We start from the raw sequence: 11,184 nt of genomic DNA, 5'->3' as shown, positions 1-11,184 counted from the left end.
GGCAACTCCGCCGGTGGCACCACCGCGTCGACCGCTCCCGCCGCCAGCTGCGCCTCCGCCGTGTACGCCGCCGGGTCGGCGTCGGGCGGTCGTACGCGTGAGCCCGCGAAGCCGACCTGGGCGCCCGGGAGCGCGAGGACGACATCGGCCCCCGCGCCCAGGGTGGCCCAGCCGCCGCCGGTGGTGGGGTCGCGCAGGACCGCGATCTGCGGCAGCCCGGCCGCGCGGGTGAGCGTCGACTGCCGTGCCACGCGCTGGAGTTGGACCAGGGCCCGCATGCCCTCCTGCATACGGCTGCCGCCCGTGGCGACGAGGGAGACGACCGGGAGCCGGTGCTCGCGCGCGTAGGCGTAGGCCGCCTCCAGCCGGTCACCCGTGCGCTCGCCCAGCGATCCGCCGAGGAAGCCGAACTCGAAGGAGATCAGCACGGTTGCCGTCCCGCCGACGGTCGCCGTTCCGCAGACGACCGACTCCTCCTCGCCTGTGCGGGCGGCGGCGCGGGCGCGCGAGGCCTCGTACCCCTGCCAGGACAGGGGCCCGTCCGGCCCGTACTCCCCTACGGAACTTGCAGGGCCAGCAGGGCTTGCGGGGTCTACTTGGCCTACGGGGCCCACGGGGCCGGGCAGTTCGGTGAATCCGGACGTGACCAGGTCGATCGCCTCGCGGGCCGTGTACCGCGGGACGCCCTCAGTCATGGGTCAGCGCACGCTTCATGATCTTGCCCATGTCGTTGCGGGGCAGGGCGTCGAGGTGGTGGACGACGCGGGGCCGCTTGTGGGGCGCGAGGCGGCGGGCCACATGGTCCGCCAACTCGTGGACGGTAGGCGGTGATTGGGGATCCGCGGGCACGATCCACGCCACGATCCGCTCACCCAGGTCGGCGTCCGGTTCACCGGTGACCGCGGCCTCGCGCACGCCCGGATGCTCCAGCAGCGCGTTCTCGATCTCGCCCGCCCCGATCTTGTAACCGCCGCTCTTGATCAGGTCGGTGGCCTTCCGGCCGACGATGCGTACGTATCCGTCGGGGTCGCGCACCGCCATGTCACCGGTGCGGAACCAGCCGTCCTCGGTGAAGGCCGCCGCGGTCGCCTCGGGGCGGTTCAGATACTCGGTGAAGAGGTTCGGCCCGCGGACCTGGATCTCGCCGACGGTCTCCCCGTCGTAGGCCTCGACGGCCGTCGTCCCGTCCTCCTCCGTCAGCCGCAGTTCGACGCCCGGCAGCGGGACGCCGACCGTGCCCGCGCGCGGCTCACCGTCGGCGCGGAGGCTGGGCCGGGGGTCCGGGGGTGTCCACCGGGACGAGCACAGCATCAGGGTCTCCGTCATCCCGTACCGCTCGATGACGCGTCGCCCGGTCGCCTCCACGATCCGCTCGTGGTCGTGCACGGGCAGGGCCGCCGACCCCGACACGAGCAGCCGCGCCCTGGCCAGGGCCTTCGCGAGCGCGGGGTCGTCGGGGAGGGTCTCCGCGATCCGGTGGTACATGGTCGGCACCCCGAACAGCATGGTGGCGCCCTCGGTCAACTCCCTTGTCACGCCCGCCGTTTCGAAGCGGCCCAGATGCCGTACGGATCCGCCGCGGCGCAGCGGGCCGAGGATGCCCAGGATCAGGCCGTGCACGTGGAAGAGGGGGAGACCGTGCACGAGGACGTCGTCACCGGTCCACTGCCAGGCGTCCGCGAGGGCGTCGAGGGTGGTGGCGATGGCCCTGCGGGGGATGACGGCGCCCTTCGGGGGGCCGGTGGTGCCGGAGGTGTAGACGATGAGGGCGGGGGTTTCGGGGGTGAGGCCGGGTGACCCGATGGGGGCGGCGGGGGCGCCGGTGGCAGGAGACGCCGCCCCCGTGCCGCGTACGTCGATGTCCGCGGCGGCGTGGATGTCGACGCGTTCCAACGCGGCCAGTGCGGGCGGGAGTTGGGTGCCCGGTGCCGCGAGTACCAGTGTCGGCGCGCTGTCCGACACGATGTGCCCCAGCTCGCTCTCGCCCGACTTCGGGTTGAGCGGTACGGCTGGGACACCGGCCAGCAGCGCGGCGACCACGGCGACGGCGGTCTCCAGGGTGGGGGTGGCCCAGACGGCGATCCGGCCCGCCCCCGCGACTCGGGCGGCGAGGGGGGAGGCGGTGGCCGCGAGCCCGCCGTAGGTCAGGGAGCGGTCGCCGAAGCGCAGGGCGGGCCGGTGTGCGCCGGTGCCGTCCGGGTCCGCCTGGGCCTCGGTCAGGGCCGGGAAGAGATCCGGGGAGAGAGGGGACACGCGTCGTACTCCTTTGTCGTTCGTCGAAGGTCGCCCGTAGGGAACCGCCGTGGGAAGCCGCCGTCGGAAGCCGCTGTCCACACGGTTGGCGCGGCCGGTGTCATCCCCAGCCGGGGACCACCAGCGCGAGCCACACCACGGCGGGTACCACGGCCACCACGATCCCTCCGTACATCATCAACTGCCGGAAGAAACGCTCCCGGTCGACGCCTGGTGCCGCCGCGAGCACCAACGCTCCGTTCGTCGAGAACGGGCTCACGTCCACCACCGTCGCCGACACCGCGAGCGCCGCCACCATGCCGACCGCCCCGATCTCGCCCTGCGCCAGGAACGGCACGGCCAGCGGGATCAGCGCCCCCATGATGCCGACGGACGAGGCGAACGCGGAGACCAGCGCGCCGATGTAGCAGAGGAGCACGGCGGACAGCAGCGGGACGCCGATGTCGCTGACGCCCTCGCCGGCCCAGTCGATCGTGCCCATCTCGTCCAGGACGCCGACGTACGTCAGCACACCGCAGATCAGCAGGACCGTCGGCCAGGCGATCTGGGAGACGGCGTTGCGGCTGTCCTCCGGCCAGCAGGTGCTGAGGAGAACGGCGAGGGTGATCGAGGTGAGGCCGGCATCGAGGTCGAAGGCGAGCACGGCGACGACCAGGGCGACGAGAGCGGCGAGGGTCGCCGTACGGGCGGGGTTGAGCCGCGTGGTGTCGTCCTCGGGCTCCGCTGAAGGTTTCTCTTCACGGTCGGCTTCAAGGCCCTCGGGCGCGCTCTTCGCGTCGCCGCCCGCGCCGGCCGGCGACGAGGCCGAGACCGCCGAAGAGTCCGCCGACGACGGGGAGGAGGACGCAGAGGACGACACCGAGGACGACACCGACGAGGACGCAGAGACCGAGGCCGTTTCCGTGACCGTGCCGTCGTTCCGCAGCTTCAGCCCGCCGAACAGGACGAACACCACCGCCGCGATCACGAGGTTGACGACGAGCGAGGCGAGGAACAGGGCGATCTCGTTGCCGGGCAGCTTCTCGCGCTCGACGATGCCGTTGACGATCGTCCCGTAGATGCTGATCGGGGAGAAGCCGCCGCCCTGTGCGCCATGCACCACCATCGCGCCCATCAGCAGCGGGCTGATGTGGTAGCGCGAGGCGAAACTCAGCGCGATCGGCGCCACGATGGCGACGGCCGCCGGGCTGACCGCGCCGATCGCGGTGAGCGCGCCCGTCAGCACGAACATCACCCACGGGATCAGTACGACCCGCCCGCGCACGAGCCGGATCGAGGCGTGCACCAGCCAGTCGGTGGTTCCGTTGGCGCGGGCGATCGCGAACAGATAGGTGACGCCGACGAGTACGACGAAGAGGTCGCCGGGGAATCCGGCGAAGATCTTGTCGGCGTCGAAGTCCGCGACCAGTTCGCCGACTCCGTAGGCGGCGGCGAAGGCGAGGGCACCCATGTTGATGGAGCGGGTGGTGGCGATCACGAACACCACGACGAGCACAAGGATCGAGATCAGTTCGGCGGACATACGGGCTCCCGTCTTTGGGTCCCTTGTCGAGCGGGTGGCGAGCGGAGTGGCTGATCGGCCAAGTGATGATTGGCCAAGTGGCTGAACCACATTGGGTGGTGCTCGTGGAGAGCGTCAAGAGAACTGACGTAAATTGGCTCAGCCACTCATCCACTGGGCCACTTGTCCACAGCGTCGCTGAGCCGGTCACCCCCGGTGTTACGCTGCGCCCACAGGGGGACGAACCACCCGCAAGAGGTGACAAGGGGGACGGGCATGACCGACGCGCTGCGCCCGATGACGGCCAAGCCGCGCCTGTACGAGCAGGTCCTCGACCGGTTGCGCAGTTACGCGGCCGAGGGCGGCCTTGGTGCGGGCGACCGACTCCCGCCCGAGCGCGACCTGGCGGCCCGCCTCGGCGTCAGCCGCGCCTCGGTGAAGCAGGCCATCGTGGTCCTGGAGGTGCAGGGCCTGGTCGAGGTCCGCCACGGCGGCGGGACCTACCTGGTCCGCGACACCCTCGACGCCGAACCGGTGGAGCAACTCGTGGAGCGGCGCCGCCGGTTGCCCGACGTGCTCGACGCCCGCGAGGCCCTGGAGACCAAGCTCGCCGAACTGGCCGCCGAGCGCCGCACCGACGAGGACGTCGCCGCCATGGACTCCGCCCTCGTCCACATGCGGGACGAGATCCAGGCGGGCGGACACGGAATCGAGGGCGACCGGCTCTTCCACGCGGCGGTCACGGCCGCCGCACACAGCGGCATCCTCGCCGAGTTCATGCGCTCCATCGCCGACCAGATCACCGAGAGCCGCCACGAGTCGCTGCGCCAGCCGAGCCGCCCCACCCGTTCACTCACCCAGCACCGCGCGATCTTCGACGCGATCGTCGCCCGGCAGCCGGGCCGGGCGGGCGCCGCGATGCGCCGGCACGTACAGACGGTGGCGAGGGTACGACTGCTGGACTGGGACCCGGAGGAGAACGACGAACAGGGTCCTTGACGGCCGTGGTGACGAAACAGGGTTCCTCACGGCCGTAGCGACGAACAGGGCCTCCGGCGGCCGTGGTTAGGATCCGGTGCCATGACCGCGTCCGGCACCACGCCCCATGCTTCCCCTGCGTCCCCTGTGAACGGGCGAGAGCCCACCATCCTCGCCACCTCGGGCGGCCACCGGGCCGGGGGCGGCCGGACCATGGTGACGTTCAACTCCCTTGTGCATCACGCGGTCGAACTGTCGGGCGCCCACGGCCGCCGCCCCCGCGTCCTGTACCTGGGTACGGCCATAGGCGACGCGGAACACTTCACGGCCCGTATGACCGAGGCCGCACGCGTGGCGGGCTTCGACCTCACGCCCCTGAACCTCTTCCCGATGCCGAACCTCGACGACATCGAGGGCACCGTCCTCGACCAGGACGTCGTCTGGGTCATGGGCGGCTCGGTGGCGAACCTCCTCGCGGTCTGGCGGGTGCACGGCCTCGACGGCATCCTCCGCCGGGCCTGGCGCTCGGGCGTCGTCCTCAGCGGTGTCAGCGCGGGCTCGATCTGCTGGTTCCGGGGCGGCACCACGGACTCCTTCGGGCCCGAACTCCGCCCGGTCACCGACGCGTTGGGCTTCCTCCCCTACGGCAACGGCGTCCACCACGACACCGACGCCGGCCGCCGCCCACTGGTCCACGAACTCGTCGCGAACGGCACCCTCCCCACCACCCACTGCACCGACGACGGAGTGGGCCTCGTCTACCGCGGCACCGAACTGGTCGAGGCGGTCACCGAAGGCCCCGGCAAGGGCGCGTACATCGTGACCCGCGACGGCGACACGGCCGTCGAGGAACGGGTCGAGCCGCGCAGGCTGCCCGCAGTTTCCTAGTTCCCGCATCACATCCGCGTCCAATGGGTACGGGAGTGCTGCCCAGAGCCGCCGCCATCTCCGTCACTGGAACCGGCTTGTCGATGGCTGGATTCGCCTGAGTCTCCGCGCGACCGGGTCGTGACCTTGAAGACCGCCCACACGGTCTTGCCAGGGACGTGCTGAACGACGCCGAAGTCATCAGCCAACTCGCCGACCAGAAAGAGCCCCCGCCCCGTGCATCTTTCCGTGTCGGGGTGCCGGACCTCTGGACGACCGTCACCGCTGTCGCGGACCTCCAGTCTGAGTACGGCACCCTCCAGGAGCAGCCGGACGCAGAACTCCCGTCCTGGCGGCGCTCCGTGGAGCAGGGCATTGGTGGCGAGTTCTGAGACGCACAGCCGTATGTCGTCCTGGCGGTCGTCGATGTTCCACTCGACGAGGGTGGTGAGGGCGAACTCGCGGGCGGCGCTTACTGAAGCGCGCGTTCGGGAGAAGCGTTGTTGCCGTAACAGGGGCACGGTGGACCACCGCCTTGAACCTCGGCTGGCTGTACGATCCAGAGAAAGCTATCGCTATTCGCGAAAAGCGGCAAGGTTGGCACGAGGTGATCGCCGAGACCAAGTCGCTTACTGTGTAAGGCGGCAAGGTCGGTAGGCGGTCGGCGGGAGGGCCTCGTGAGTAGTAGTAAGTGGGTCAGCGCCTCGATGTCGTATCTGGCTCCCCGCGCAAAGGGGCAGTCGGACGCCTGGAGCGCCGAGCTCGAAAGGCACGGGCGGCGGGGTGGCCAGTTGGTCATCCACGCTGGTGAGGTTCCTGCGCCCGGCGCCGTTGCGGAGTTGCTCGGACTGTCCGAGGGTGAGGCGGTGGTCGTGCGCCGTCGTGTCATGCATCTCGGTGACGAGCCGAGCGAGCTGACGGACACGTACTACCCAGTCGAAATCGCGCGCGGTACTCGTCTGGCCGGGACCGCGAAGATCCGAGGCGGGGCCGTGACACTGCTCGCCGAGTTGGGGTACGTGGGCGCGTGTGTCCGTGAGGACGTGGTCGCGCGGATGCCGAGTGCGGAGGAGCGGAACGTACTGCGCACCGCACCCGATGAACCCGTCCTGCAGTTGACCCGGCTCACCCTCGACCGCGACGACCGTCCGATTCAGGTTGACCGCATGGCCATGCCCGCCCACCGGCAGCAATTGCGATACGAGATGCGGATCAGGGGGTGATCGTGCCCAGGGCCGAGGAGGAAGGTGTCGACCGGCGTTCGCTGCACGAGCGGATTGCAGCGGATCTGCGGGACGACATCATGAGCGGGCAACTGGCGGCAGGGGCCAAAATGCCGTCGACCGTGCAGCTCAAGGCACGGTTCGACGCGTCGAACGCCACTGTGCAGAAGGCATTGCAGCTCCTCAAGGACGAGCGGCTTGTCGTCGGGCGGGCCGGCGCCTCCGTGACTGTGCGCGAACATCGGCAGCGGACTGTCCACCCAGCCTCGTACATGGCACCGGCAGGACCGGGCGAGCCGTACCGCTGGCTCGCGGAGGCGGAGAAGCAAGGAGCGCGAGCCCGGAGCAAGCTTCTCGACGTCGCGGAGGTGACACCTCCCGCGGACGTTGCCGCAGCGCTGAACCTCCCAGCAGGCGGTGAGGCAGCCCTGCGTCACCAACTCCTTCTGATCGACGACGAGCCGGTCGAACTGGTCAAGTCCTATTACCCGTTGGAGATCGCTCGCGGCACCGCAATCACGGAACGCCGCCGGATCACGGGTGGTACGCCCGCGCTGCTCGCAGGCCTCGGCCACCCACCCCGGCTCAGCGTGGACAAGGTCTCGGCCCGCGTTCCCACTCAGGAGCAGTACCGGGCCTTGCGCCTACCCAGCGACCTTCCTGTGCTGCGCACCCTCCGCGTGGTCTACAGCGATGACAAACGGCCCATCGAAGCGACCGTCATGGTCAAGGCCGGACATCTCTATGAGCTGCAGTACGAGTTCGTGGCTGAGTGAACGGCTTGAGGTGTGCCGGATTCAACGGGGGCTACGGTGATGAGGCACGGAAGGCAGAGGCTCTCGATATCCGCAGTGGTCAGTTGGAAGGGTGGCGTCGTTCTGGCTGTACCTCCGAGGTGTGCCGCTTGTGTAGCCGCAGTGGTGGATTGCGGACCGGATCTGGCGGCGTAGGGCTCGGTGGCCGTACCGGTTGAGGCGGTTGCCCGTCGAGAGCTTCTAGGTCGGGCAACCGATCCTCTTCCCTCTTCGCGGGCTTTGGTCCTTCGCGTAGGCGGGCGGTTGAAGCCACACCGCGCCGGGCCAGCTCGAACACGTCGATCAGAGGCCCATCCAGGACTCGCTCCAATGGGGAAGCCTGCGCGGTCTCCAGTTTCGTCAGACGCTGAAGCGTGTTGAGAACCTCAACACGCGAGACGAGACCGGAGCTCCGTGCCGGCTACTCGACCCTGAGGGCGAGCGCATCGAGCCGACCGCCGTGTACTTCACAGGCCTACAGGCTCAGGGTCGGTCAGCGACGACGGTCCACTTGTGCGCTTTTACGGCGGCTCGTGTAGTTCCCTAACCTCTTTCGGTAGATTCGAGCCCGAATATACCGCGAAGAGTTTGGCTGTATTGGTGGTCTCGCCGACAGCGATGGCTACCGTCGGGGAGATGCCTGCGACCCTGTAGGCGGTTTCCTTCCTGAGGTCTTCGCTTGTGGGTTCCTTGCCTGTGTCGTTACATGGGGGCTGCGTGGCCTCGCCCAGTCCGTCCGTGGCGGTGAACTCCAGGTTTGCGACGGCCTTGTAGGAACGGCCTTCGTACGTCAACTGGCTGGCGCATGATCCGGTTCCCCTGCCGTGATCCTCGGAATCCGACCTTTCGTCGTCGGGTTCCGCACAGGCAGCTGCCGAGAGCAGTAGGCAGGCCATGACAGTTGTCGCACGCAGATGCCTGATGTGGTTCATCGGTCGGGGAACCTCACTCTTAGTAGATCTCTTCGAGCGTTCGTACATCACCCTTACCCAGTGTTCGCAGGGCGGGGTCGCAGGGATTGATAGCAGGAGTCACTTACTGGGGTTCGGTGTTCACGAGGTCCGCCACCACACAACTCACGTTGTCCGGGCCGCCGGAGTCGTTCGCCGCCCTGACGAGGGCCTGGGCGGCCTCCGTCGGTGTGGAGGCCGCCGCGAGCGTGTCCCTGACGGTGGCTTCGGGCACGACGGCCGACAGTCCGTCCGAGCACAGCAGATAGCGGTCGCCGGCGAGGGCGTCGTGCAGGCGGACGTCGGGGGCCGGGGCGGGTGCGGGCCCGCTGCCCGTCAACGCCTTCAGGAGCAGGGCGCGTTGGGGATGGGCGGTGGCCTCCTCCGGGGTCAGACGGCCCTCGTCGAGCATCGACTGGACCATCGTGTGGTCGTGGGTGATCCGGAAGAGGCCGCCGTCACGGAGGAGATAGGCGCGGGAGTCGCCGATGTGCACCAGGGCCAGCTGGGAGCCCGTCCACACCATCGCGGTGAGGGTGGTGCCGATCTCGGCCGTCGGGCCCGCCACCTCCTGGACGGCCTGGGTGGCGCCCTGGACCGCGTCCTCCAGGAGGTTGAGGACGCTCCCGGCGGGGAGCGGCTCGCTGTCGAGGAACTTCAGGGCCTCGACGGCCGCGCTGCTCGCGGGCGCGCCCCCGGACCCGAAGCCGTCGGCGACGGCCAGGACTCGGGTGCCCGCGTACGCGGTGTCCTGGTTGGCGGGGCGTACGAGGCCGGTGTCGGACAGGGCGGAGTAGCGGAGTTCCAGCATGGTGGTGTCCTCACTCGGATCGCCCGGGTCACCCGGCTTACCTGGGTTTCCCGGGACGGTTCGTGACAGGTGGTCGACGAGGAAGGCGGCCAGGTCACGGCGGGTCGCCGTCTCCGACTCGGTCCGTGCCCAGAACGCGCGGATCTCCCGTGCCGCGGCCGCCGGTTCCAGCGCGCGGACATCGCGGATCCCGGCCAGCGGCATGCCCAGCCGCCGCAGCCACGCCACCAGGCGTGCCTGCTCCAACTGCTCGGGCGCGTAGTAGCGGTACCCGGTCTCCGGGTCCACCCGCGCGGGGCGCAGCAGCTCCAGCTCGTCGTACAGCCGAAGTGCCTTCGGCGACAGCCTGGACGCCTTCGCGAACGCCCCGATCGTCAGCATCTCCATGCGCGCACCCCCATGAGCAGCCGGCCGGCCGGCAGGGCAGCCGGTCCGTCGTTCCTCGTCTCGCCACCGATGCTGTGGCCTCCCCAAAGGTGAAGGTCAAGCGGCCTGATCCGGTTCCCGATCCGGTTGTTAGTCTGCGAGCGGGATCACCGGAGCCGACGTACCCATGAGGAGCCCGCCGTGGCACGCACCGCCGCCCGCATCGCACTCGTCACCTGCCGGGAGGTCGAGGAGTCCGGGTACGACCGTGACCTGCCCGTTCTCGCCGACGCGGTGGAGCGGGCCGGGGCGGACGCCGCCGTGGTGTGCTGGGACGATCCCGATGTCAAGTGGGACGGCTTCGACCTCGCCGTCATCCGCTCGACCTGGGACTACAGCTGGCGGGCCGCCGAGTTCGTGGCGTGGGCCGAGCGGTGCGGGGCGCTGACGGCACTGGCGAACCCCGCGGCCGTCGTCCGCTGGAACACCGACAAGCGGTATCTCGGCGACCTCGCCGCCGCCGGGGTGCCCGTCGTCGACACCCGGTACCTCGCCCCCGGCGACCCGGCCGACCTGCCCGCCGACCGCGAGTACGTCGTCAAGCCCACCTCGGGGGCGGGCGCCCGGAACGCCGCCCGCTATACGCCCGGGGACCACGAGAGGGCCGTACGGCACCTGGAGTGGATGCACGCGGAAGGGCTGACCGCGATGGTGCAGCCGTACATGCGGAGCATCGACACGGCGGGCGAACGGGCCCTGCTGTTCTACGGCGGGCGCTTCCTGCACGCCATCCGCAAGGGCGCCGTCCTGGAGCCCGGCACCGCCTACGACGCGGACAAGGTCCCGCACCCGAACCTGACGCCGTGGGAGCCGACGGCCGCCGAACTCGCCGTCGCCGAACGGGCGTTGGCCGCCGTGCCGGACGTCCCCGAACTGCTCTACGCCCGCGTGGACCTGGTGGACGGCGACGACGGGGCACCCCGTGTCATGGAGCTGGAACTCGTCGAGCCCAATCTCTTCCTCTTCCTGCACGAGGCCTCGGTGCCGGTCGTCGCCGAGGCGATCGTCAGGGCCGCCACCACCGGCTGACGGCCTCGCCGCTGCCAGGCCCACGGCTGTTGGCCTATGTCTGTAGGCCCACGTCTGCTGGCCCGCGCCTGTAGGCCAACGCCTGTAGGCCAACGCTTGTGGGTCCACGCCCGTAAGCCTACGGTTGTTGGCCTACCGCTGTGGGCCCATGGCTGTTGGCTCACACCTGTAGGTCGGCCCGTACGTCAGCCGCGAGCCCCCGTGACCGCCATCCGCTGCAGCAGCCCGTACGTGAACTCCGCGACGCAGTCGTGCGGTACGCCCGACGCGTCCGGCGCCGTGAACGTCAGCCCCCACCGCGTCGGCGCCGACCCCTCCAGCGGCCGGGCGGGCGCGAAGGCGCGGGCCGTCT

The 11,184-nt window shown here is 70.0% G+C and carries 10 protein-coding genes and 1 pseudogene; 5 read left to right on the top strand and 6 right to left on the bottom strand.

The window, feature by feature from the left end:
• The 3 genes from O3Q52_RS38490 to O3Q52_RS38480 all read right to left on the bottom strand — a co-directional run.
• A partial coding sequence (locus O3Q52_RS38490) for a carboxyl transferase domain-containing protein (RefSeq protein WP_332112980.1) occupies positions 1 to 695 on the bottom strand: 695 nt, incomplete at its 3' end.
• Positions 688 to 2,220 (bottom strand): acyl-CoA synthetase, encoded by a 1,533-nt coding sequence (locus O3Q52_RS38485; protein WP_269653234.1) that lies wholly within the window; start codon positions 2,218 to 2,220, stop codon positions 688 to 690. The genes O3Q52_RS38490 and O3Q52_RS38485, both read right to left, overlap by 8 nt.
• Positions 2,221 to 2,353: 133 nt before the next feature.
• A complete protein-coding gene (locus tag O3Q52_RS38480) occupies positions 2,354 to 3,775 on the bottom strand; it encodes an SLC13 family permease (RefSeq protein WP_269653232.1) in 1,422 nt (473 codons plus the stop codon).
• A 255-nt stretch (positions 3,776 to 4,030) separates the two neighbouring features.
• On the opposite strand from O3Q52_RS38480, the gene O3Q52_RS38475 reads away from it, so the two are divergent.
• Together O3Q52_RS38475 and O3Q52_RS38470 are read left to right on the top strand one after the other, a co-directional pair.
• Entirely contained in the window at positions 4,031 to 4,753 is a 723-nt protein-coding gene (locus tag O3Q52_RS38475; RefSeq protein ID WP_269653231.1) for a FadR/GntR family transcriptional regulator, read from the top strand.
• 126 nt (positions 4,754 to 4,879) lie between these two features.
• A complete protein-coding gene (locus O3Q52_RS38470; RefSeq protein ID WP_269653230.1) occupies positions 4,880 to 5,620 on the top strand; it encodes a peptidase E in 741 nt (246 codons plus the stop codon).
• Positions 5,621 to 5,745: 125 nt separating this feature from the next.
• On the opposite strand, the pseudogene O3Q52_RS38465 reads toward O3Q52_RS38470, so the two are convergent.
• Positions 5,746 to 6,120: pseudogene (locus O3Q52_RS38465) on the bottom strand (ATP-binding protein); the annotation flags it as partial.
• A gap of 156 nt (positions 6,121 to 6,276) precedes the next feature.
• On the opposite strand from O3Q52_RS38465, the gene O3Q52_RS38460 reads away from it, so the two are divergent.
• Both O3Q52_RS38460 and O3Q52_RS38455 read left to right on the top strand, forming a co-directional pair.
• Complete coding sequence (locus tag O3Q52_RS38460; protein WP_269653229.1) at positions 6,277 to 6,822, top strand: GntR family transcriptional regulator; 546 nt, start codon at positions 6,277 to 6,279, stop codon at positions 6,820 to 6,822.
• Complete coding sequence (locus O3Q52_RS38455; protein WP_269653228.1) at positions 6,819 to 7,598, top strand: GntR family transcriptional regulator; 780 nt, start codon at positions 6,819 to 6,821, stop codon at positions 7,596 to 7,598. Before O3Q52_RS38460 ends, O3Q52_RS38455 begins: the two co-directional genes overlap by 4 nt.
• 539 nt (positions 7,599 to 8,137) lie before the next feature.
• Here the strand turns inward: O3Q52_RS38455 and O3Q52_RS38450 are convergent.
• Entirely contained in the window at positions 8,138 to 8,548 is a 411-nt protein-coding gene (locus O3Q52_RS38450; RefSeq protein WP_269653227.1) for a DUF6281 family protein, read from the bottom strand.
• A gap of 103 nt (positions 8,549 to 8,651) precedes the next feature.
• Positions 8,652 to 9,764, bottom strand: a complete 1,113-nt coding sequence (locus O3Q52_RS38445; protein WP_269653226.1) for a MerR family transcriptional regulator — start codon at positions 9,762 to 9,764, stop codon at positions 8,652 to 8,654.
• A gap of 201 nt (positions 9,765 to 9,965) precedes the next feature.
• On the opposite strand from O3Q52_RS38445, the gene O3Q52_RS38440 reads away from it, so the two are divergent.
• Positions 9,966 to 10,832: a RimK family alpha-L-glutamate ligase gene (locus O3Q52_RS38440; RefSeq protein ID WP_269653233.1), complete on the top strand. Its 867-nt coding sequence runs from the start codon at positions 9,966 to 9,968 to the stop codon at positions 10,830 to 10,832.
• Positions 10,833 to 11,184 lie beyond the last annotated feature (352 nt).

This window comes from Streptomyces sp. ActVer (genome assembly GCF_027270795.1).
GTDB classification, from domain to species: domain Bacteria; phylum Actinomycetota; class Actinomycetes; order Streptomycetales; family Streptomycetaceae; genus Streptomyces; species Streptomyces umbrinus_A.
The sequence above is the reverse complement of the archived record's forward strand: the minus strand, read 5'-3'. Positions and strand labels throughout refer to the sequence as shown.

Excerpts from the sequence above, each read along its gene's own strand:
- O3Q52_RS38445 (WP_269653226.1), bottom strand. The coding sequence starts at position 9,764 with ATGGAGATGCTGACGATCGGGGCGTTCGCGAAGGCGTCCAGGCTGTCG.
- O3Q52_RS38450 (WP_269653227.1), bottom strand. The coding sequence starts at position 8,548 with ATGAACCACATCAGGCATCTGCGTGCGACAACTGTCATGGCCTGCCTA.
- O3Q52_RS38475 (WP_269653231.1), top strand. The coding sequence starts at position 4,031 with ATGACCGACGCGCTGCGCCCGATGACGGCCAAGCCGCGCCTGTACGAG.
- O3Q52_RS38480 (WP_269653232.1), bottom strand. The coding sequence starts at position 3,775 with ATGTCCGCCGAACTGATCTCGATCCTTGTGCTCGTCGTGGTGTTCGTG.